This window comes from Rhodococcus sp. C26F (genome assembly GCF_053345925.1).
Genome location: NZ_JBKFBA010000049.1, coordinates 1 through 21,260, shown reverse-complemented (window position 1 = coordinate 21,260; position 21,260 = coordinate 1). Strand labels below are relative to the sequence as shown.

Sequence of the window (21,260 nt, the reverse complement as noted above, 5' to 3'; positions counted from 1 at the left end):
TCGTTCCACAACTATGAAAGATGCAATACATGAAGATCCTGCTCCTCGGTGGTACCGGCATGATCGGCACTCACGCAGCACTGCTTCTCCGCGAGCACGGCGATGACGTCACAGTCGCCGCTCGTGGACTACTGGCCGATGATTCTCCGGTCGCCCAGTTTCCGCTTCTCGTCGGCGATTACACCGTGCCCACGTTCACATCGGAACAACTCGCGGGTTTCGACGGCATCGTCTTCGCGGCCGGACAGGACCCGCGACATCGCACGGACGGAGGCAAGGACGCATCGTTCTGGGAGACGACGCAAAGCGTTGGTGTGCCCCGATTCGCCGCCCTCGCCAAGCAGGCCGGAGTGAGTCGCTTCGTGCAGATCGGCAGCTACTATCACCACCTGCAGCCGGCTTTCGCCGACACCAACCCTTACGTGGCAGCACGCCAGGCCGCAGACGAGGGCGCGCGAGCGTTGGCCGACGATTCGTTCACTGTGTGCACCCTCAACCCGCCCTCGATCATCGGGGCGATACCAGGCGCTTCGGCGCGCCGCTACCGGCGAATGGTGTCCTGGGCGGCCGGTAACGAACCGGCCATCCCGGACTTCGCTCCCGCCGGCGGCACCAACTACATGTCGGCGCACTCCCTCGCCCAGGCGATCCACGGTGCTCTGCACCGAGGTGAATCCGGCAGGGCGTACCTCGTCGGTGATCAGAACCTGTTGTACAGGGAGTTTTTTCAGCTCATGGTTGATGCTGCCCGCGGCAATCGCGTCATCACCGAGCGTGACGATTCGCACCCGTTCCTGCCCGACGCTGCGATCGTGCAGGGCAGAGGTAACCGGCTGTCCTACGAGCCTCCGGCCGAAGAGGTGCAGCTTCTCGGATACGATCGCAACGATTGTGCTCGTGCCGTGGAAGAACTCGTCGAGGTTGTCATGGCTGCCAGTCGCTGAATCAGGGATCTCTCTCGCTGGCCGACGCTTGTTCGGTTTCAGGGTTGGGTCACTTCGGTTGCGACATCGGCGTGCACGAGAAGTCGGCGCAGCCTCTTGCACGCAGCGGGATCGATACGCGAAATCCGCTGATCGATCGCGGTCGATGTTCGCATCGCTGTGGTGCTCGTTTCGCGTTCATTGTGGTACCGGCTGGGGCGGCACCGGGACTCGAGAGCGGGCCTGACATGGGCGACGCGGTCCGCGAAAGACAAGGCGAATTCGTCCGCGGTATCGCGGTGCCCGAGGATGAGACCACCGCGATTCGTGGGCGCGTACGCGTTTCGGCGCTCGTCCAGAATAGTGGGAACAGTTCTGCGTTGCCGGGCACAGTCCGGCTATCGGCGGATGCGCTTGGAGGCTCGGTGAGAGATTCCAGAAAATTTTGGCTCGCGGGCGAGGTTCGACTGGCGTGGTGACGGCGATGTAGTCCGTGGTGGCGGGTGTCGGCTACGACCCGTTTGAAGTAGCAACCGTACAGGCCGCGCCCTGGCAATGGACGAGTCGGAGTCGACAGGGGCGTACTGGCTCGGTTCGAATCGTGTTCTGCTGTTCCCGTTCCGGTATGTACCCGTCTGGATGTCGTTCCAGACAAGATATTTCGCGCGGGTGCAATGTCCGAACGGCGCCGGCTTATGGTAAGGCGGCGCGGGTCAGGTGGTAGGCACGGTGACGGGGTGGTCGTCGATGAGGTCGACGATCAGTTCACGGCGTGCGATTTGCCAACGACCGTCCACATGCCGGTAGGTGTCCTGATAGCGGATGGCGATCGCGTTGTCACGCATTCCGTCTCGGCTCTGGTACAGGTGATGTGCGAGGCAGTACACCCATCCGGTGGCGGTATCACCGGTGACGTCGATTACTCGCTGATGCACAGCGTGGTGGGTGGCGTGTAGGTGTGCGGTGCCATCCAGCACCATTCTCACAATCGCGTCACGACCGACGGTGATCACCTTACCCGCGCCTCGGGTCACTGCGGGGGACTGGACGAACTCGGCGTCCGCCGTGAACAAGTCAGCTAGAGCGGCGGGGTTGCGGTTATCCACCGCCACCGAGTACCGCCCCGCCAGATCCCATGGGTCGTTCATTCATTGGAGTGTGGGGCATCGGACCCTGTTGTCGGCGTAGAAGTCCGCTGAGTGGAATCGCGAATGATGTGTAGGTTCTCGCCGAACTTGTCAGTAGTGCAGCGCGTGGACCTGCGGATTCTCCTCATCGTGTCAGTGCCTGATTGTCACAAACTTGTCGGAATCCTCAGCCTGGTCGCTATTCCCTTAGCCGATCCGCTCCGGAACGGGCGCCGACTGGCGTCTTGCCTGAGGTATCGATGCAGCTCTGGTCCAGGTGATGGTTCCGTCGTCGGGACAAGTGCTGTGGCCGGCTTGTCACGCTGCGTCGGCTCGGGGCGATACCTGAATCATGAGGGTGAGGAAAGCCGCGATAGGTGTCAGTGCTCTTGTCGCGATCGCCACCGTCGCTGGCGCCTGCTCACCCGCCGATGACACCGAATCGCGCCATCAGACCATCTTCGTCCAATCCACTCAGTTCGCCCCGCCGCCGGCGCCGATCACCGATCTCGTGCCCACCACCGAGCAACTGACCACCCTGTACAACGCCACCACCAACTACTCGATACGCGAGGATGACCGCGCGCGACTCTTGGATGGTCCCAGTGACCAGACCCGGCCGATCGCACGGGCCTGGGGGGCGCAGCCCTCACCCCAATACATCCGGTTCACCGATGTGGAACTTGTCGGCCCGGACATGATCAACGCAACTGGCCAGGGTCATCTCGAAGGCATGGCCCTTTACCCTGTGGGGCCGATCTCCTTCGTGCGTTCCGACAATCAGTGGAAGCTATCCCGAGCCTTCGTCTGTGACGGGTTGCTTCTCGCCGCACCACAAGTCTGTGACTAACGGCCCGTTTCAGAATGAGGCCCTGCTGCTGCCGGGATGTTCCGAGCGAGCGTCGAAGAGGTCAAAGGTCGCGAGGGCACACGAAGCGTCGTCTACCGTGTGCACAACTGCACATCTTGCGGGCGCACGAGTGAGGAGCTCAATTTCGGCACGGCGGACTGGTGCCCGAGCGGTGTACGAGCGTCCCGGTGACGGACCGGTCAGCAAGAACGTCATGGTGCTGGACTACGGGCCCGTCGAGGAGCGCGACCTCGACCTGATCGAAGCGATGCACGTGCCCAACCTGGTCTGGGAGGACGACTGAATCATCTGGCCCGCAGAGCGGCCGGCGGCGACAACTTCTGTCCCATAGGGGGATAGGGGAGAGGTTCTCGTGGACTACCGGCAAACCCACTCTCACGATCAGGTCTGATCGCCGTGCTGTTCTTCGGCTTCCATGCCTGCCGGGAATCGCAGCGCTGACAATCGCCCCAGCGAAGCGAGCCCTGGCCGTCCAAGTGGATGACCAGGGCTCGTTCGTCGGGGTCAGCTGTCCGCTGGGTCTTTCATCGGCAGTTTCTGGTGGCGAGTTCTCCGGCCCGAGCGGCGGCCCTCATCTCCATTGCCTCCGCGCGTAGCGACTTTGAGGCCTGCCGGGTTACGCAGCGCTACACCCCTGCGGCGATTCGACCGACTCGGTCGCTGCCTGGAACTTGGAGGCGCCGCGAGAACGTCGTCCATTCAATGCCTTTTGTCCAAAACCAGCCGATGCACTCCCGTCTCGATCAGTTGATCGGTGTTTCGTCGGCAGGCGAGGCGGCTTGCGGCCGGTATGTCGGGCGCACGCCGCCGCTGTCGGTTACGGGTCTGTCAGGGGCGACGATTGCTTCAGCCGGCCGGGTCTCGGTACATGACCATGCCCGCGTGATACAGGACGTCGGCGCGGAACTCGCCGTCGGCGGAGAAACCGGTGTCGTCGCGGTAATAGATCATGGTGCCGTCGATCCGGTAGTCGCCGGTGTAGGCGGCCTCCCGGTTCCCGCGGGCCTCGACGTATCGCCCCTCCGGGAGGAGGCGTTGGCGGATGTTCCCGTCGGCGGTCACCCATAATCCGACGAACGGGTGCTGGGCTTGTTTCATGTCCTTCACTTCCTTCGCGGTCGTCACAGTGCCGCCACCCGTCGGGTGATGGTGTCGCGGGAGTGGATCACGTCCTCGCGAAGGGCGTCGATGTCCTCGCCGACCAGCGAACCCGCCCACTTGCGTGGGTTGCCAGCGACGAGGACGGTGTCGATGTTGCGTGCGTCGGAGCCGAGCACGAGGGTGCCGACGGTGTCGTTGAGAGGCATGTTGTTGACGTCGTCGGCGCGGACGATGAGCAGGTCGGCTTCCTTGCCCGGGGTCAGCGAACCGGTGATGTCTCCGAGCGCGTTCGCGCGCGCCCCTTGGAGAGTCGCGAAGTCGAGGACATCACGCGTGGTGATCCGGTTGCGGGACTCGTCCGTTCTGTAAGCAGCGTTGGTGGCACGCATGCGTTGGATGGCGTGCAGGGCCCGCATCTGGGTGAACATGTCGCTGGCGAGCGCGACCTCCACATCGATGCTCAGACCCGGCCGGATCCCGACGGAGAGGGCCTCGTCGACGGCGGGTACCGCCGTGTCGAGACCGATCTGCGCGTCGGAGGTCGGGGCGAGTGAGACCGTGACACCGGCATCTGCCATCGCCGTCCATGCCTCGGGGGTCAGTCCGGTCGAGTGGATCAGTGTGAGGGTCGGATCGAGGATCCCCATCCGGGCCCAGCGCAGGATCGCCTCCGACGAGGGCACTCCGAAGACCGCGTCGATGCTCGTCCACACGTCGAGATCGCGAGCGAGAGCTGCAAGTTCGGGACCGTAGGCGATGGCGGGTCCGGCGATCTCGTCGGTGGACAGGGCAGCCAGTCGCACGGTGACGAGACCTCCTGCGGCGCCGTGGAAGTCGCTCACCAACCGGTTCATGTCAGCGGGCCATTGGCGGTCCCACTGGCCGAAGTGCGGCCCCATCGAGGCGTGCACGCCGCGGATTCCGGTGTCGATGAGCGCGTTGAGCGCAGCATCGGAGTGCGCGGAGCTGCGTGAGTTGTGCGAGAAGTCGAGCATGGTCGTGATACCCGAATCCAGCGCGGTCAACGCGGCGAGTCGGGTCCCGATGTACATGTCCTCCGGCGCGTAGTTCGGAGCGATGCCGGCCAGGGTCGACATGACATACTCGCCGAGGTCGGCGACGTCGGGGATGCTGCGGCGCAGTTGCGCTTCCCAGGCATGACGGTGGGTGTCGACGAAACCGGGGCTGACGATCGCTCCGCGGGTGTCGACGACGAGCGCCGCTGCGGCGGCGGCGCCGTGTTCGGGATCGGAGCGCAGGTCGGGTCCGATCGCGGTGATTCGGGAACCGGCGAGCAGGACGTCGCCGGTGTCGAGGTCCGGGATGGTGGGATCCATGGTGACGACGGCGCCGCCGGTCAGCAGGATCGGGCGGCCACTGCCGCGGGCCGCGGTGAACTCGGTGAGGGAATTCTTCGGCATGGTGTGCTTTCAGGGGTTGGTGGCAGGTCAGGAGCGGTGGAAGGTGTAACCGGCGTGATGCAATACGCCGTCGGCGAATTCGCCGAAGGCCCAGAATCCGAGATCGTCGCGATAGTCGATGCGGTCGCCGGTGATCCAGTACGAGCCCTGGTAGGCGTGCGGGCGTCCACCGCGGGTTTCGTCGTAGCGGCCGTCTGCGGTCAGGTGCTGGTGCACGAAATCGTTCTCGTCGATCCAGGTGCCGAGATACCGGTCCGACGACGCGTCTGTGGCAGTCAGGGTTTGCTCCGAGTCGTCGGTGTGGACCGAGCGACCACCCCAGAGGACGATCTCGCCGTCGACGACGATCGTGTGTGCGGTGCCGGGATCATCGAAGAATCGTTGCAGCACCGTTTTTTCCGAGTCGTCGCGGGAAACGGGCAGGATCATGAACGTTGCCGGATTGCCCGGTGCAAGCGCGGAGGGTGACCGGAACGATTTCGGACGCAGCCCGCGGAGCCGGACGACGTCGACGATTGCGGGCACGATGAGGTACCCGGCGCAGTCGATGACGATGGCACCGTCGTCGTCGGCTGCGGTGAGCAGGCCCGGTCCGATGCCGACGACGCGAGAACCACCGAGAAGAACATCACCGCGGTCGAAATCGCCGATCAGGGAGTCGCCGGTGATGATCCGGGCGTTGGCGAACAGCAGCGGACGATGCCCGCCGGTGCGGTTGGCGGTGATGAGTTCGAGCAGTTCGGGGGTGAAGGCGGTGATCATGTGTACTCCAGAATGGGGATTCGAGGACGCCGGGTGACTCCGGCGAAATCCACTATCCGGCTGGACGGAGCACCGGAACAGGCCGGTGTGTGCCTGGGTGCGCTACGGCCTGGTTCGGACTGGCCCCAGGCACGAGAGTCGGATCCTGTCGCTCCGAGGCATTTCGTGAGAGGAGCCTCATGGCCGGTCAAGCGGCACCCGAGGTTTCCGGCGGCTCGCGCTGCCAGGTGGGATGGTCGCGGAGGAGGGCATAGGGAACGTTCGTGCGCCGGCAAGCCAGGCACAGGGTGACTTGGACGGGACGTTGCCTTCGGCGCGTCGGATTTGGTGATGAACGAAGGATACGGAGCCCAACGCGCTGCGGTCGCCGCAGACGTGTGCATCACCCTGATCGCTCGTCCTGCAGGGCACGCGTGGGGATGGAAAGGGGCGTTCATCGCGAGCGCGGCGGCACGGGCGGTATACACCGTCGTCCTCGCGTCCATGCTGGACCGCGGCCCGGTGGCGTCCATACCTGTGGCTCAGGCGTTCCTCGTGCTCCCGCCGTGATCCGGCGTGGACGGATGCTCGCCCTGTATATCGCTACAGCAGCAGTCCTGGGCAGTTACGTCGCGCTGTCCACTGCATTGCAGCTCAGTGATTCTGTCGCCGTCGCCCGGTTCCCCGGGGTTCTACAAGGTGTGCGAGTGGCCACCCTTGCTGCCCTCGTTCTGGTGCCGTTTGCGACCGGCCTGCTGTACAGCGTTCCGGCTCGGCGCCGCGCCGCTGCCGGCTTCCTGATCGCTGCGCTCAGCGCGGCAGTGATCGGGGTCGTGGACACCACCTCGGTCGTCGCCGGTGGTGTCATCGTCTTCGTCGCTGCCATCGCGCTGACCACTCCTGCCCTTGTCGCACGCATCATCGAGATGTCTGCGCCCGCCGAGACGGCCGGCGCGACTGCTTGGTACGGCGCGTTCATGTTCCTCGGCGGCAGCAGCGGCCCGATGATCGCTGCACCGGCCCACGGCGGCGGTGTGCCCACCGCCATGTTCCTCGTGGTGGCGATCACCCTGTTCGGTGCCGCGCTGGTGCTCACGGCCAAGCAATCCCAGCCAGGGTGCGACACGGCCTGCCAGCCGCGTTGCGGTGAGGCTAGCGTCGTCTCATGAGCTCCACCGAATTGGGAACATTCCTCAAAGCGCGACGCGGCCACGTGCAGCCCACGGATGTCGGCCTCACAGCGCAGTCGGGGCGGCGGGTTTCTGGCCTTCGCCGGGAAGAAGTCGCCATGCTCGCCGGCGTCAGCGTCGATTACTACACCCGACTCGAGCAGGGCCGCGAGCGAAACCCCTCCCCAGCGGTCCTCAACGCCCTCGCCGGCGTACTCGACCTCGACACCGATTTGCGCGAGCACCTGTTCCGCCTCGCCGGTCTGGCCCCGACACCGCGCACCCCGGTACGGAAAACCGTCGACGATTCACTCCGGCAACTGCTCGCATCCTGGTCGCATACCCCCGCGTTCATCATCAACCGTCAGTTGGATGTTCTTGCATACAACGACCTCGCTGGAGCCCTGTACAGCGGATTCGAACGCATCGACAACATTGCGCGGATGGTCTTCCTCGACCCCTTCGGACGCAGCTTCTTCACCGACCGGGACCGCGCAACCACCTCCTGTGTCGCGAACCTTCGGCTCGCTCTCGGCCACACGGGTTCGGCAGACGACGTCCGTGCTCTCGTTCTCCAGGCACACGCTGCAAGCGCCGAGTTCCGCGAACTGTGGAGCCGGCACGACGTCCGAGGAAAAACTCATGAGGCAAAAGAATTTCGCCATCCTGCCGTCGGCGATCTTCTCCTCGAATACAACGCCTTCGACGTCCGCAGCGCACCCGGCCACCAACTGATCGTCTACCAAGCTCCCGTCGGCTCGTCCAGTGCCGACAAACTTCAACTGCTGGGATCCCTCGCAGCCACCGCCCGTCTCGATAGCCTGTAGCTCCGTCGTTGAGACAGACAGGAACTGTCCACACATCACGGTATTTGGACTGTGAACCCTTGCTGAACAGAGCGGCAGCGTTCGAGAGTGATACTGCCACCGTCCTGGCAACGAACGGGAGCTCGGCCCCAATCGATGTTGGACAGTGCTGTCCACGTCGAGCCCGCCCCGGTCTCGTGACGGGACCTGTCTTCTGACAGACGGCGGAATGACAAGAGATCGGTGGGATACTCACCGCGAGGGAGAAGGTTCAATCCATGCGAAAGATTCTGGTCACCGGCGCATCGAGCGGCATCGGCCGCGCCACCGCCCGTGCATTCGCCGAACTCGGTGACACCGTGGCAGTGCACTACGCGACCGACCGGCGCGGCGCCGAGCACACGAGGTCAGAGCTTCCCGGGGAAGGCCACACCATCGTCAACGGTGACATCGGAGATCCGACGCAAGCACGAAACCTCGTAGAGCGCGCGGTCAGCGAGCTCGGTTCGTTGGACGTGCTTGTCAACAACGCCGCGGTAGCACCGTCCGCGGGCAATCGCCACCCGATTACGGATACCAGCTACGACGATTGGTGCGCCGTGTGGACCCGAATGATAGAGGTGAACCTTCTCGGGTCTGCTTGCGTGACCTGGGCAGCGGCACAACACATGACCGTAGGGGGACGAATCGTCAACGTCGGCTCCCGTGGGGCGTTTCGAGGTGAACCCGAGCATCCGGCCTACGGCGCAACCAAAGCTGCTTTGCACGCACTCGGACAATCGCTGGCGATCGCCCTGGCACCACGAGGAATCGCCGTGAGCAGCGTCGCGCCCGGATTCGTCTCCAGTGAACGTCAACAACCCAAGCTCAGCAGTGAGGAGGGCTCCGCGCTACGGCAACAGAGTCCCCTCGGTCGCGTCGGGACGCCGGCCGAAGTGGCCGCAGCCATCGTCTATCTCGCCTCACCCGATGCCGAATGGGCCACCGGGACGATCCTGGACCTCAACGGCGCTTCCCATCTTCGAACATGACCGACTTCCTCTACGTCCCATAAGCACATTCGTCGCCTATGAGCGGAAGTCTCGGTGCCGTGGATGTACACGGTTGGTCTCCAGTTCCGGTGTTGTCGACTCTGATGTCGCCGTCTGCGAGCCAGGTCTGGCCGTCCTCGTGGTCGATACCCTGCGGTCGCGCCGGCTCGGTTGTCGTAGTGAGGGTATCCGGTGTCGGTGGTGCGTCTCATGACTGCTCTTCACATGAAACTGTGGCAGGCAAAAGGATCGGAGGTGGGGTTGCCGGACCGGACGGACACGGTCCTCGGTGAACACAGTACCCAACCGCAGTGAAAGGTGCAGGGACGGACAGGATTCAGATCCTCGGTCTACGGTTCGCTGGTACCGGACAAAACCGACGACTTCTGCCTCTGCGTAGCGCCCCGCTCGCGACCCGATTGCGCATAGGCGCGGACACGATCCGGTGACAGTCGCCCGCCGGCCTGGGTGATGTAGCGCAGGTCGGGCAGGTCCAGTTCGTCGAATCCGAACCGGTCGTGCAGATCGAAGGTATAGGGCACGCCGGCGAAGCTGGTGCCCCGGTGGTCCAGGAACAAGGCCCAGAACTCCGGGTCGGTGACCGAGCGGTTCGTGAGCACCACCGCGGCGCCGCGCAGCAGATGACTGTGGATTACCGACAACCCGTAGCAGTAGTGCATCGGCAGTGTCGTCAGCGCCCGGTCGGTTCCGCGGATGCCGAGGTACTCCGCGGTCGACTCGGCATTGGACTGCACGTTGCGATGCGACAAGCGGACGAGTTTCGGGGAACCTGTCGAACCGGAGGTGCTCTGCTCAGGACTCGTGACGAGTGCAGCCCCGAGGGAGGTCTCCACTCATTCCAGATCGAGTGTGCTGGTGTAATGCTGTACAAACCGCACCGTGACGTCGCGGTTACTGAGCTCGCCGGGTCTGCGCGCGAGGAACGGCGACGACCGCGTTGGTCAGCGCGCGTGGAATGCCCCCGAGTATGCGTGCTGCGCTGACACCCATCAGCGCACTATGGTCGGTCCCGTAGATTGCCGAGGCGATTCCTGCGGCTGCTGTCTCGAGGCCGGTAGCCAGCGACGTCCCAGTGCGGTACACCATCCGGCATGATCACGCCCGTCTACTTTGTTACTTCCGGTCCGGTCCGTAGTGCGGCGCAGTGCAGGACTCTCCTCGGTTCTGGCGCCGAGACAGAGTGATAAAGTGGAGCGGCCAGGGCCTCCGGTGTGAAGCCGCCATCGCCGTTGATGCAGGTAGAGCACCCTGAGTTTCCGAGAGGTGCCCCTGATGATCGCATTCTCGTCTGACCGACTGAGTCGCATCATGGCCGAACTCGCTCGTTCCTTCGACGACGCCGGTACCGATCTCGATGCGACCCTGCAGCGCATCACCGTTGCCGCTGCGGAGTTGATTCCCGGAACCGACAGCGCCGACATCCTGATCATCACCGGCCGCGGAAAATTCGAATCGCATGCCGCGACCTCGCAATTGTCGCCGCAGATCGACTCACTGCAGGCTCGGGCCGGTCAAGGACCGTGCGTGGACGCGGCGATGGACACGACGCTCGTCCGCAGCGACGATCTGACTACGGAAACACGCTGGCCACAGTTCACCGCCGCGGCCGTCGACGCCGGGGTGCGTAGCATACTGTCGTTTCGGCTCTATACCCACGACATGCAGGCCGGAGCGTTGAACCTGTTCTCCATGCGTCCGAACGCTTTCGATGCGGAGAGCGTCCACATCGGGGAGGCGCTCTCGGCGCATGCGGCGATCGCGTTTGTCGCCGCGCGTCGAGAGCAGCAGCTGCACTCGGCGATCGCCTCGCGGGATCTGATCGGTCAGGCCAAGGGCATGCTGATGGAGCGTTTCGCCGTCGGCGCCGATCGCGCGTTCGCGATGATGATCACCCTGTCACAGGAAACCAATCTGCCGGTGGCCACCATCGCCGCCCGCATCGTCGAGTGCGGCTCGCAACGTGACTGATCGGTCAGACCGCGAGCAGGTCGTGGTCCTCTTCACGGACGCGGCATATCTTTCCCGTTCGCCCGGGGCAACGAGCACCCTCACGGCGGTTGGCCCCACCCATCCGAACTGGATGATCACCGACCCGGCCGTTGACGATGCTGCTCAGTCAGGTCTTGGCGGATGACGGTCTGCCGGCCGGGGGTGCTGTCCATCCTGTCCACGTCCTTTGTTGCGGTGTTGACTGAGCTGTTGATCATCGATCCGCGGATGCACAAGATCACCTTCACCGTTTTGACGGGGTCGGCACGCATCCGGTCTGCCAGTCCGCCGATCGGTTGCTGCGCACCTCGCTGGAGCTTGCCGGCAACGCCTTGTTCCGGTGTTCGACGACGCCGACATCGACGCAGCCGTCGAGGGGCAGGTAGTTTCTACCGGCCGACGGTGCTCGATCAGGCACCGACCGTGAAGGAGGAGATCTTCGGCCCGGTGGCAGCGGTGACGGTCTTCGACACCGAGTTCGTAGACGAGTGCCGTCGGGTTCTTTAGGTCCGGCGGTGGGGTTGGCGAGCGAGGAACCGGGCCCGGTGCCGGGCCAGGACGCGGGCGTGGTGGTGGTCGGTGTCGTACTGCCGGCGGGCGATGCGGTAACGGGTGCTCATGTGGTGCCGGTGCAGCCGCCGGGCGGCGCGGGCGGCGGACTCGTCGTGCAGCAGTTGTGCCGCCGCCTGGTCGCAGCCGATCAGCAGGCGCTGGTAGGCCAGCCGGGTGGGGGCGGTCTCGTCGAGAACGGCGGGCAGCAGATGACGTTCGGCCAGCTCGAACGGTCCTCGTAGCAGACGGTAGTTGGCCCGGAGCAGTGCCCGGGTCAGGGACACCAAGATCGCGGCAGTCATGGCGGTGCACCCATTTCGGACGGATCGGTTACGACGGGGGTGGACCCCTGGAGGGATTCGGATGCCGCACGCCGCGGCACTGTCATCACGGCAGCGGCCCGGTCGGGGGAGATCCGTCCCCGGTCGGCTGCGGTGCCAGGAGCTGTCCGGCTGCGGGCGAACCGCGGGTCGATGCGGACCCCAGTACGGGTGACCAACGCTCCGGCATCAAGGCCCGCCCGCGGGTATCGGGGCTGTAGAAACCCCTGGGCGGGTCCGCGCCGCGGACCTCGACCTCGGCTCGGGAGAGGCCGTCGGCCAGCGCCAGGTGCCAGCGCACCACCCGCCGGACCCCGTCGACTGCGGCGATCACCTCGCAAGTCCAGTCGCTCATCTCAAGCCCCCTGCTCTACGGGAAACGCACAATCCCGCTACCAGTCACGGTAGGACGATCTGGGTCGTTTCTGCCGAGAAACGAATAGACCGATCAGAAAACGAACATGGCTTCGTAGCAGCGGCGAGGGGGACAGATCCGACCTGGGGAGGGTGCAGGTTCCCGGCGAGTTTTCAATAGAAAGGTGAAGCCGAACGACGCGGTCTCAACGTTCTCGGGACCTACCGTGGATGGCGGTACCGGGGCGGAGTCCCGACGAGGGGCCACCGGTCCGGCCCATGCCATCCCGGCATTGTTGCGCCGGCACGATCTGAAGGTCGACGACATCGATCTGTGGGAGCTCAACGGGGCCTTCGTCTCCCAAGCGATGCACTGCCGCGACACTTTCGGCATCGATCCGGAGCGTTACAACGTCGACGTGGCACCTTCTTCGTCGGTTACCCCTACGGCATGAGCGGAACCGGTCTGGTTGGGCACGCGCTGCTCGAAGAACGTCGCCACGGGGGCCTGTTACGTGTGGTCACCATGTGCATCGGCGACGGATGGGGCAGCCGGACTGTTCGAACGGTGAAGCTGCTGCCGTTTCCCGGGCAATTCCTTGTGTCGGCCGTGATGATCATCCTTGGTATTCGTCGTCGGTGACGTGTTCGAGCCATGTCACAACCCGACCTTGGGTGTCGGCTTCCTGGAGGGCGACGTGTGCCATGAAGTGGTCGGGTGTGTCACCGTGCCAGTGCTCTTCGTCCGGCTCGATGTAGATGACGTCACCGGGCCGGATCCCTTGTGCTTCTCCACCGCGGCGGGCCACAAGGCCGATTCCGTCGGCCACGTAAAGGGTTTGACCCATGGGGTGAGTGTGCCAGGCGGTGCGCGCGCCGGGGGTGAATCGGACGTGCGCACATCCGACTGCAGACTGATCGTCCGGATCGTGGACACCGTCGATGTAGACCGTGCCGATGAACCAGTCCTGGGGTCCGACGGAAATTCGACCATGGCTCTTGGTGAGCTTCATTGTTCCCACTTTCATGGGATAGAACGAAAATACGTTGATGACGGCCGTTGTTGACCGAGGTTGGTGCGCGCTCTTCGACGCGTAATGAAGGGCGTGAGAACTTTTTCGACAGGGCGTCGCCGAGGGAATCGGTCCTCAAATATTCGCGGGCGCTACGGATGTCGGTCGATCGTCGGCGTGGAACTCGTGGGTGCGGTGTTCTGCACTCCAGGAGGCGAGCAACCGGAGTCGTTCGGCGGAGGGAGAGCCGGGTTCGGCGGTGTAGATCAGCATGACGTGGCCGGGTTCGGCGGTGAGCTCGAGTTCTTCGTAGGCGAGGATGAGTTCGCCGACGATGGGGTGATGGAATCGTTTCGTGCCGGCGCCGTGTGTGCGGACGTTGTGCGCCGCCCACAAGGTGCGGAAGGTGTCGCTGCGGGTGGACAATTCGCCGACGAGGTCCTGGAGGGTTTTGTCGTGGGGGTCGCGGCCGGCTTCGGCGCGCATGATGGCCACGCACATCTCCGCGAACCGGTCCCAGTCGGGGTAGAAGTCATGGGCGGCAGGGTCGAGGAACTGGAAGCGTGCGAGGTTGGGGGTGCGACCGCTGTCGCCGATGACGGGGGAGTAGAAAGCGCGTGCGAGATCGTTGACGGCGATCAGGTTCTGGCGTTGGTCCCGCACGACGGCGACGGCATCGGTGATCGCGGCGAGCGCCCATTGCAGGCTTGGGCGCGATGGTGCCGGCTTGGTGGCGCGGCGCCGGGCGCGGCTGCTGGTAGGGATGCCGTCGGCGGCACGGGCGAGGTCGAGCAGGTGTGACTGCTCGGTGTCGTCGAGTTGCAGTGCCCGGGCGATGGCGTGGAGCACGGATGCGGATGCGCCGGCGATGGCGCCGCGTTCGAGTTTGGCGTAGTACTCGACGCTGACACCGGCGAGGGCGGCAACTTCACTGCGCCGTAGGCCCGCGACGCGGCGGTTGGCGCCGACGGTGATCCCGGCTACTTCGGGGGTGATCCGGGCGCGGCGGGTCATCAGGAATTCGCGTACCTCGGCTCGATTGTCCACATCCTCGAGGTTAGGCCGGTCGGCGCAGGTACAGCGCGCCCCAGGGGTGCCCTGTCGGTACACCCTTCGACAGAGACTCCCGCAACTGCTGGCTCCGGGACACGCTGGTGTCCATGACTGCACCGACCGCTCCTGCCTGGGCCGTGAGCCGCTCGCTTCCGACTCTGTTGTTGGTGTTGACGGTGTTCGGTCCGATCTCGATGGACCTGTACCTGCCGGCATTGCCGGCGTTGAGCGCCGATCTGAGCGCGTCCACCTCGGTCGCACAACTGACCGTCACCGCCTGCCTCATCGGTTTGGCGGCCGGACAGTTCGTTGCGGGACCGGTGTCCGATCGGTTCGGGCGGCGCGGTGTCCTGCTCGCCGGCACCGTCGCGTACGTCGTCACCTCGGCGCTGTGCGCGATCAGCCCCACCATCGAACTCCTCGTCCTCGCACGGCTCGTGCAGGGAATTTCGGGTGGAGTGGGCATCGTCATCGCTCAGGCGGCAGGGCGTGACATTTATGCGGGCGGCGCCCTGATCCGTTTCTATGGAAGGGTGACCGTGGTCGGCGGTTTTGCTGCCGTCGTCGGGCCGCTGCTCGGGGGTCTGCTCGACACCGTTACCGATTGGCGTGGCCTGTTCGCCTTTCTCTCCGTGATCGGTGCGGTGATCCTCGTCGCCACGTGCGCAGTGTTTCGCGAAACCCTCCCGGTGGGGCGACGCACCCGCGGCGGAGTTACCGCTATCGTCCGGGCCTTCGGCACTCTTGGTGCGGATCGCGTGTTCATCGGTGCGATCGTCAGCCAGGGCTTCCTGTATGCGGCGCTGTTCGCGTACCTGTCCGGATCGACCTTCGTCCTGCAGGACATTTACGGTCTGTCCCCGCCGCAGTACGCATCGGCCTTCGGGCTCAACTCAGCAGGATTCATGGCCTTCGGATACTTCGCCGGCCGCGCCTCGGAGCGATGGAGCATCCCTGGCACTCTCGCTGCCGGTGTCGTGGTGGCCGGATGCGGAGCGCTCGGCCTTCTTGCCTCCGGTCTGGCACGGATGCCCCTGTGGGTGGTCATCGCGTCGTTGTTCCTGCTCGCTACCGGTGTCGCGACTTCCTCGCCTCCCGCCACGACCCTCGCGCTCGCCGGATATCCGCATTTGGCCGGAACCGCGTCGTCGCTGCTTGGCGCGGTGCGCTTCGGTTTCGGCGGGGTTGCGGCACCTCTGGTCGGTGTCGCCGGTGCCAGCAGCATCCTGCCCCTCGGGGTCGTTACGACCGGCGCGGTCCTGCTCGCCGGCATCACCGCGGGAGCGTCTGTCCTCAGATCCACCTTGACGGCACCGCCGGACGCGCTGTCGCCGATTCCCTCGACAGTCACCCGATGAAGGAGAACACCACCATGCGTGGAGTAGTCATGTACACCCCCGGCGACGTCCGAGTCGAGGAACGGGAAACACCGGTCATCATCGAGCCTACCGACGCGATCATCCGGATCACCGCATCCTGCATCTGCGGATCGGACCTCTGGCCCTACCGGGGTGCAGAAGAAGTCGACCACACTCCGATGGGCCACGAGTACGTCGGAGTCGTCACCGAGATCGGCGACGAGGTGCAGAACGTGCAGGTCGGTGACTTCGTCGTCGGCTCGTTTTTCGCCTCGGACAACACCTGTGAGATCTGCCGGGCCGGGTATCAGTCCCGGTGCGTGCACGCCCACCCGATGGGAGCCATCGGCACCCAGGCCGAATACGCGCGCATCCCGCTCGCCGACGGCACCCTTGTCGCTACACCGGGGCAGCCGGACCCGGATCTGGTTCCGTCGCTGCTCGCCGCCTCCGATGTGCTGGGCACCGGATGGTTCGCCGCGGTCGCCGCCGAAGCCGGTCCGGGAAAGTCCGTCGCGGTGGTCGGCGACGGTGCCGTCGGTCTGCTCGGGATCCTGGCGGCGAAGGAGCTAGGCGCCGAGCGGATCATTGCGATGAGCCGTCACGCCGACCGGCAAGCTCTTGCCCGGGAGTTCGGTGCGACCGACATTGTCGAGGAACGCGGCGACGCCGGGGTGGCACGGATCAAGGAACTCACCGGCGGGCTCGGTGCGCACAGCGTCATCGAAGCGGTCGGCACTCAGGAGTCGATGATGCAGGCCGTCAACGCAACCCGCCCGGGTGGACACGTCGGCTATGTCGGTGTCTCCCATGATGTTTCCCTCGACGGACTGGGCTTGTTCTTCTCCGCCGTGCACCTGCATGGTGGTCCGGCACCGGTGCGCCGGTTCCTGCCCGACCTGATCCACCTGATCTGGGATCGCAAGATAGACCCGGGCAAGGTGTTCGATCTGACCCTTCCTCTCGAGCAGGCGGCCGACGGTTACCGGGCCATGGATGCGCGCCGAGCCACGAAGGTGTTGCTCACCATGTGATGACGACCGGAGTCGGGTGCACCGACGGTGGGGGAGGCCGGAAGGTGCCTTCATCACGGTCGATGTTCGAATAGGGCAATCTGGAGTCGGTAGACGTCGCAGCGGACGGGACCGGTGCCGACGGTGTGCATAACGAGGTCCGTCGGTCGTTGCCGGGTTCTCTGTGGCCGACAACAATGTAAGAGCCCGGCAAATGATGCTCACTTGAGCCGCCGGGTGGTGGGCCGGGTCAGCCGCCGGTAGTAGGTGCGTGCCTGGTTGATCAACCGTCGGAGCACCGTCAGCGCGGCTGCCAACGCCGGATAGGATTCGACGATCACTGCGGACTTGTCGGTACACCGACGCAACTTCCCGAAACCGTTCATCCACGCATGCGTGCGCTCGACGACCCACCGTTCCCCGACCTGAATCGGAGCAGGAACCCCCTTGCGGGCGATCTCGTAGTCGTACCCCAACTCCTCGAGCAGATCCAACGTCTTTGCCGAGTCGTAACCATGATCGAGATGCACACACGACTGTCGGGGCAGCGGGCCGACCATGTCCGGTACCTCGTTCATGCTCGGCCGAATGTTCACCTCGTCGGCGGATTTCGGTACCCAGGTCGCCGCACGGTCGATCCGCGCGCACGTCCGGGTGGTTCATCCCGTCGGCGCCTCGCCGATCGGTTGGCTCGCCACCGATCCTCGAGTTGACGTACCGCCCCGCTTACAGCCAGAATCCGAGCGATCACTCGGTAACGAACAGGTGTGCGCTATGCGAACAAATATTACTCGGGCTACCGGCCCGGCTGCTCATCCTGCGTCCCGCTCCGCGCGTTTCGTCATTGCGCTGTGTTGGGTCGCGGTACTTCTCGACGGCTTCGACCTCGTCGTACTGGGTACGGTGAATCCGGCACTGCTCGACTACGCCGAGTGGAACGTCGATGCCGGCAGTCTCACGGTCATCTCGACTGCAGGATTGGTGGGCATGACTCTCGGCGCTCTGGCCATCGGCAGTCTCACCGACGTCCTCGGCCGGCGCCGTACGCTGATCTTCTCCGTCACCGCATTCTCGGTCCTCACGCTCGCATGCGCGTTCGCGACCTCCCCGGAGATGCTGGGCGTCCTGCGTTTCCTCGCCGGTCTCGGTCTCGGCGGTGCACTCCCCACCGCGTTGGCCATCGTTGCCGAATTCGCGCCCGCCAAGAAGGGTTCCGCGTCGACGACCGTCATGACCGGATACCACGTCGGCGCTGTAGCGACCGCGCTGCTCGCGCTCGTGCTGCTCGAAAGCGCCGGGTGGCGTTGGATGTTCGTCGCCGGTACGCTGCCGGCATTCGTCCTCGTCCCGCTGATGATCCGCTACCTCCCCGAATCGCCTGCCTACCTTGCCGTGCGAGGTCGTCACGACGAGGCAGAACGGATCGCGGTCGCCTACGGCCTACCCGCGGTCAATGCCCCCTCACCGCAGCCGGAGGATCAAGCGGCGGACACGGAGACGACACGCTCGCCGGCGTCACCGGTGCGGGTCCTGTTCTCACCGCAGCTCGTGCGTACCAGCGTGTCCATCTGGGTTACCTCGTTCATGGGGCTGCTCCTGGTCTACGGTCTCAACACCTGGTTGCCGACGATCATGCGGGAAGCGGGATACGACCTCGGTGCGTCTTTGTCGCTGCTGCTTGTCCTCAATGCCGGCGCCGTTGTCGGCCTGCTCGTCGCAGGTCGCGTCGCAGACCGGGTCGGTGCCCGCACCGCCGGTCTCGTATGGTTCACACTCGCGGCGCTGTTCCTTGCCACCCTCAGCATCAAACTGCCGTATGGGATTTACGTACTGGTGTTTCTCGCGGGCTGCTTCGTCTTCAGCTCGCAGGTGCTCGTCTACGCCTTCACCAGTGCCGCTTACCCGCCCGAAGCCCGCGCCACGGCGCTCGGCTGGTCCGCCGGCGTGGGCCGCATCGGCGCTATCTGCGGCCCGATCCTCGGCGGCGTGCTCCTGCAAGCCGGTATCGCCTATCCCTGGGGCTTCTACGCCTTCGCCGCGGTTGGCGTACTCGGCGCCTTCGCACTGGCAGCAAGCCGGCCGGTGCGGTAACCCGACCACGGTGAACGTCAACTACGTGGGGTGAACGGGGATCCGATTGCGTCCATCAGGGTGGTGCACGAAGTCGGAGCTCGATGAGCGGGACTGTCGGACTGACGGTTGCGCGAGCTGCGCACCATATCAGCGGAGTCACTCTCGAGATCAGGTGACGTCAATTGTCCTGATTCGGCGCTGGGTTCGAGCTCCGAATGAACGAGGGTCGGCCCGCGATAGCGGTCCGACCCTCGTTGCTGTCGAAGTCAGGGAATCATTCGTCAGTGTGCCGGCGCTCCACCCAGTGTGCGTAGCCGAGCCACTTCGGCTCGGCAGGGAGCGGCTTCCGGAGTTTCCGCACCGTGACTGTCGGTGATGCCAGCGGCCAGGTCCGCTGTGGCGTCGATGTCGGCCGCGTTTGCGGCGTACTGGTCTGAAACTTCGAGGCAACCGTGTCACCACTGTGCGGGTCGGTGATCTGCAGAGCCCGATGAGCCCCCTCGAGGCGTACCGAATGCAACTATCGGAGGTGGCCACCGTGGTGCCGTTGACGAGTAACACGGCGCATGTGTTCGCGTTTCGGGTTCTCGTCGAACCTGACGAATCGGATGTGCCGCGTGAGTCGAAGGCTCGAGCAGAGCAGGTTCGTTCGGTTTCGGTGCGTCGTCTCGACGGTGACCCGGTCGGGAAGCTCTCGACGAGAACGCTTGCCGCGCTCGACGAAGCTCTGCGGCTGCATCTTGATCTGCGCGGAGTCGTCGGAGCCTTTCCGGTGCTGTGCTTTCGAGCGACCGCGCCCCGCTGTCGAGAGGATGAGGTTCTCGGCAGCGGGGCGGTCCCCATGTCGGTCAGCCTATGCTGAAGGGCTGTCCCCACAGGGTGACCTGCTGGGTGGCCGTCGGAGTGTCGACGGTGACCTTCACATAGCTGCGAGCCTGGGCGTAGCCCGCGCAGCCGGTGACGCCGAGGGTGGTGTCGCCCCAGGTGACACTGCCGCTCGCACCCTTGAATGTGTTGAAGTTGCGGTGCGTCTCGGCGCCGAACGCGTCGGTGGTGGTGATGTCGATGACCTTGTAGTCATACGCCTGGTTGGGTGCGAGGGTGATTCCCGCACCGGCGTTGGCACCGAGGGTCCCGGACTGTGTCGTCGCGGTCGCGGTGCCGGTGATGCCGCCGCCGGCGTTCAGGCCGCCGTTGAGGTTCGCGGTGAGCGAGAGCTGGCAGGCGACGATGTAGCCGGGCTGGATGCGGCCACCGATCTGTGCGCCCGGTCCGCTGAGCTCGACCTTTGCATTGCCGGACACCCAGACGTTGCGGTGCAGGGGCGTGGCCCCCATCGACGGGGAGATATTCGCCGTCTCGCCGGTGCGTGTGACGGTCACGACGGTGCCGTCCGGCAGAGTCTGGGAGATGTTTCCATCCGGCAGCGGGACGAAGGTATCGGCGTTGGCGGCACCTGCGGAAGCGAATCCGAGGGCCACGGCGATCGTCGCGCCCACGCCGGCCATCTTGAGGCCGCTGATGACGCTGGTCTTCATGTGTTTCTACTCTCGAGGTCGGGTCTCGCGCGTAGCGAGGAGGCGGGAATTACGGTCTCGGGCTGGGTCAGCCGATGCTGAACGGCTGGCCGTACAGCGTGGTCTTGACGTAGTCGTTGCCCGTCACTTCCAGGACCGTGTAGGCGCGGGCCTGGGCGTAGCCGCCGCAGCCCTGGACCTCGAGCTGTGCGTCCTGGTACTGGATCGTGTACGTCCCGTCGGCCTTGATGTCTCTGGCCTGTACCGGAACGAACTTGACCTGGCCGGCGCTGAGGGGGATCGCCAGTGAGGCGGTTCCGCCGACGTTGCCGCCCATGGATTCTTTGACCAGGTCCGCCGACATTCCCATGTTGAAACCGAGGGTTCCCGACATCTTGCTGACGTCGACCTGGCAGCCGACGATGTAGCCGGTCGTCAGACGCGGAACACCGTTGGTGGAGGTGCCCTGGGTGCCGTTGGCGTCCTTGGCGATACCGCCGTTGGTCGGTCCGGCCTCGAGGCCGGCGGGAAGCCCGGTCACCGTGGCTGTGACGGTTCCCGAGACCCACGCGACGCGGCCGGCGCCGTTGGCCGCGAGCGACGGCGAGATCAGCGCGCTTTCGGCGGTTCGTGTGATCTTGTGGGTGCCGACGATCTGCTCACCGTCGGGCAGGGGAACGAAGGTGTCGGCGTGTGCCGCGCCTGCGGAGGCGAACCCCAGTGCGATGGCGGCAGCGGCGACGCCGCCGATCCGGGCGGCGCGGCGCAGTCCGGATGCGTGCTTGTTGCTCAATGGATACCCCTACT

General features: G+C 65.1%; 23 protein-coding genes and 3 pseudogenes. 14 read left to right on the top strand and 12 right to left on the bottom strand.

The window, feature by feature from the left end; translation table 11 throughout:
• Positions 1-29 precede the first annotated feature (29 nt).
• Entirely contained in the window at positions 30-944 is a 915-nt protein-coding gene (locus ACLBYD_RS27435) for an NAD-dependent epimerase/dehydratase family protein (protein ID WP_447818909.1), read from the top strand.
• Positions 945-1,636: 692 nt separating this feature from the next.
• On the opposite strand, the gene ACLBYD_RS27430 is transcribed toward ACLBYD_RS27435, so the two are convergent.
• Positions 1,637-2,071, bottom strand: coding sequence for a nuclear transport factor 2 family protein (locus ACLBYD_RS27430; RefSeq protein ID WP_447818908.1), 435 nt, complete (start codon positions 2,069-2,071; stop codon positions 1,637-1,639).
• 331 nt (positions 2,072-2,402) lie between these two features.
• Between ACLBYD_RS27430 and ACLBYD_RS27425 the strand changes: the two genes are divergently transcribed.
• Positions 2,403-2,900 (top strand): hypothetical protein, encoded by a 498-nt coding sequence (locus tag ACLBYD_RS27425; RefSeq protein ID WP_447818907.1) that lies wholly within the window; start codon positions 2,403-2,405, stop codon positions 2,898-2,900.
• A 172-nt stretch (positions 2,901-3,072) separates the two neighbouring features.
• Positions 3,073-3,204 carry a hypothetical protein gene (locus tag ACLBYD_RS27420; protein WP_447818906.1) on the top strand — a complete coding sequence of 44 codons (132 nt, stop codon included), beginning with the start codon at positions 3,073-3,075 and terminating at the stop codon, positions 3,202-3,204.
• A 563-nt stretch (positions 3,205-3,767) separates the two neighbouring features.
• Here ACLBYD_RS27420 and ACLBYD_RS27415 read toward each other — a convergent pair.
• Genes ACLBYD_RS27415 through ACLBYD_RS27405 form a run of 3 tightly spaced genes read right to left on the bottom strand, consistent with a single transcriptional unit; the run spans position 3,768 to position 6,205 of the window.
• Complete coding sequence (locus ACLBYD_RS27415) at positions 3,768-4,019, bottom strand: Atu4866 domain-containing protein (RefSeq protein ID WP_447818905.1); 252 nt, start codon at positions 4,017-4,019, stop codon at positions 3,768-3,770.
• A gap of 23 nt (positions 4,020-4,042) precedes the next feature.
• The gene (locus tag ACLBYD_RS27410) at positions 4,043-5,443 is read right to left on the bottom strand and encodes an amidohydrolase family protein (RefSeq protein ID WP_447818904.1); all 1,401 of its coding nucleotides are present in this window, start codon (positions 5,441-5,443) and stop codon (positions 4,043-4,045) included.
• Positions 5,444-5,470: 27 nt separating this feature from the next.
• Entirely contained in the window at positions 5,471-6,205 is a 735-nt protein-coding gene (locus ACLBYD_RS27405) for an Atu4866 domain-containing protein (protein WP_447818903.1), read from the bottom strand.
• Positions 6,206-6,535: 330 nt separating this feature from the next.
• Between ACLBYD_RS27405 and ACLBYD_RS27400 the strand changes: the two genes are divergently transcribed.
• The 4 genes from ACLBYD_RS27400 (at position 6,536) to ACLBYD_RS27385 (ending at position 9,190) form a co-directional block, all read left to right on the top strand.
• Entirely contained in the window at positions 6,536-6,754 is a 219-nt protein-coding gene (locus tag ACLBYD_RS27400; protein ID WP_447818902.1) for a hypothetical protein, read from the top strand.
• A 137-nt stretch (positions 6,755-6,891) separates the two neighbouring features.
• Positions 6,892-7,353 (top strand): hypothetical protein, encoded by a 462-nt coding sequence (locus tag ACLBYD_RS27395; RefSeq protein WP_447818901.1) that lies wholly within the window; start codon positions 6,892-6,894, stop codon positions 7,351-7,353.
• Positions 7,350-8,180 carry a helix-turn-helix transcriptional regulator gene (locus tag ACLBYD_RS27390; protein ID WP_447818900.1) on the top strand — a complete coding sequence of 277 codons (831 nt, stop codon included), beginning with the start codon at positions 7,350-7,352 and terminating at the stop codon, positions 8,178-8,180. Before ACLBYD_RS27395 ends, ACLBYD_RS27390 begins: the two co-directional genes overlap by 4 nt.
• Positions 8,181-8,437: 257 nt before the next feature.
• Entirely contained in the window at positions 8,438-9,190 is a 753-nt protein-coding gene (locus ACLBYD_RS27385; protein ID WP_447818899.1) for an SDR family NAD(P)-dependent oxidoreductase, read from the top strand.
• A 401-nt stretch (positions 9,191-9,591) separates the two neighbouring features.
• Here the strand turns inward: ACLBYD_RS27385 and ACLBYD_RS27380 are convergent.
• Positions 9,592-9,999: pseudogene (locus ACLBYD_RS27380) on the bottom strand (AMP-binding protein); the annotation flags it as partial.
• 484 nt (positions 10,000-10,483) lie between these two features.
• Here ACLBYD_RS27380 and ACLBYD_RS27375 point away from each other — a divergent pair.
• Positions 10,484-11,179 (top strand): GAF and ANTAR domain-containing protein, encoded by a 696-nt coding sequence (locus tag ACLBYD_RS27375; RefSeq protein ID WP_447818898.1) that lies wholly within the window; start codon positions 10,484-10,486, stop codon positions 11,177-11,179.
• A 183-nt stretch (positions 11,180-11,362) separates the two neighbouring features.
• Positions 11,363-11,707, top strand: a complete 345-nt coding sequence (locus ACLBYD_RS27370) for an aldehyde dehydrogenase family protein (protein WP_447818897.1) — start codon at positions 11,363-11,365, stop codon at positions 11,705-11,707.
• On the opposite strand, the gene ACLBYD_RS27365 is transcribed toward ACLBYD_RS27370, so the two are convergent.
• Complete coding sequence (locus ACLBYD_RS27365) at positions 11,704-12,054, bottom strand: hypothetical protein (RefSeq protein ID WP_447818896.1); 351 nt, start codon at positions 12,052-12,054, stop codon at positions 11,704-11,706. The genes ACLBYD_RS27370 and ACLBYD_RS27365 overlap by 4 nt on opposite strands.
• Positions 12,055-12,139: 85 nt before the next feature.
• Complete coding sequence (locus ACLBYD_RS27360; protein WP_447818895.1) at positions 12,140-12,427, bottom strand: hypothetical protein; 288 nt, start codon at positions 12,425-12,427, stop codon at positions 12,140-12,142.
• Positions 12,428-12,610: 183 nt separating this feature from the next.
• On the opposite strand from ACLBYD_RS27360, the pseudogene ACLBYD_RS27355 reads away from it, so the two are divergent.
• Positions 12,611-12,998, top strand: a pseudogene (locus ACLBYD_RS27355) (acetyl-CoA C-acyltransferase); the annotation flags it as partial.
• Positions 12,999-13,043: 45 nt separating this feature from the next.
• Here ACLBYD_RS27355 and ACLBYD_RS27350 read toward each other — a convergent pair.
• Both ACLBYD_RS27350 and ACLBYD_RS27345 read right to left on the bottom strand, forming a co-directional pair.
• Positions 13,044-13,439 carry a (R)-mandelonitrile lyase gene (locus ACLBYD_RS27350; protein ID WP_447818894.1) on the bottom strand — a complete coding sequence of 132 codons (396 nt, stop codon included), beginning with the start codon at positions 13,437-13,439 and terminating at the stop codon, positions 13,044-13,046.
• Positions 13,440-13,574: 135 nt separating this feature from the next.
• Positions 13,575-14,486 carry a helix-turn-helix domain-containing protein gene (locus ACLBYD_RS27345; protein WP_447818893.1) on the bottom strand — a complete coding sequence of 304 codons (912 nt, stop codon included), beginning with the start codon at positions 14,484-14,486 and terminating at the stop codon, positions 13,575-13,577.
• Positions 14,487-14,599: 113 nt separating this feature from the next.
• On the opposite strand from ACLBYD_RS27345, the gene ACLBYD_RS27340 reads away from it, so the two are divergent.
• Both ACLBYD_RS27340 and ACLBYD_RS27335 read left to right on the top strand, forming a co-directional pair.
• On the top strand, positions 14,600-15,850 hold the full coding sequence (locus ACLBYD_RS27340) for a multidrug effflux MFS transporter (protein ID WP_447818892.1): 1,251 nt from the start codon (positions 14,600-14,602) through the stop codon (positions 15,848-15,850).
• Positions 15,851-15,864: 14 nt separating this feature from the next.
• Positions 15,865-16,884: a zinc-dependent alcohol dehydrogenase family protein gene (locus ACLBYD_RS27335; protein ID WP_447818917.1), complete on the top strand. Its 1,020-nt coding sequence runs from the start codon at positions 15,865-15,867 to the stop codon at positions 16,882-16,884.
• Between the two features lie 200 nt (positions 16,885-17,084).
• Here ACLBYD_RS27335 and ACLBYD_RS27330 read toward each other — a convergent pair.
• Positions 17,085-17,438 (bottom strand): annotated as a pseudogene (locus ACLBYD_RS27330) (transposase); the annotation flags it as partial.
• Between the two features lie 199 nt (positions 17,439-17,637).
• On the opposite strand from ACLBYD_RS27330, the gene ACLBYD_RS27325 reads away from it, so the two are divergent.
• Together ACLBYD_RS27325 and ACLBYD_RS27320 are read left to right on the top strand one after the other, a co-directional pair.
• Entirely contained in the window at positions 17,638-18,954 is a 1,317-nt protein-coding gene (locus ACLBYD_RS27325; protein WP_447818891.1) for an MFS transporter, read from the top strand.
• Positions 18,955-19,465: 511 nt separating this feature from the next.
• Complete coding sequence (locus tag ACLBYD_RS27320; RefSeq protein WP_447818890.1) at positions 19,466-19,798, top strand: type II toxin-antitoxin system PemK/MazF family toxin; 333 nt, start codon at positions 19,466-19,468, stop codon at positions 19,796-19,798.
• Here the strand turns inward: ACLBYD_RS27320 and ACLBYD_RS27315 are convergent.
• Together ACLBYD_RS27315 and ACLBYD_RS27310 are read right to left on the bottom strand one after the other, a co-directional pair.
• A complete protein-coding gene (locus tag ACLBYD_RS27315; protein ID WP_447818889.1) occupies positions 19,785-20,474 on the bottom strand; it encodes an MspA family porin in 690 nt (229 codons plus the stop codon). The genes ACLBYD_RS27320 and ACLBYD_RS27315 overlap by 14 nt on opposite strands.
• Positions 20,475-20,541: 67 nt before the next feature.
• A complete protein-coding gene (locus tag ACLBYD_RS27310; protein WP_447818714.1) occupies positions 20,542-21,246 on the bottom strand; it encodes an MspA family porin in 705 nt (234 codons plus the stop codon).
• Positions 21,247-21,260 lie beyond the last annotated feature (14 nt).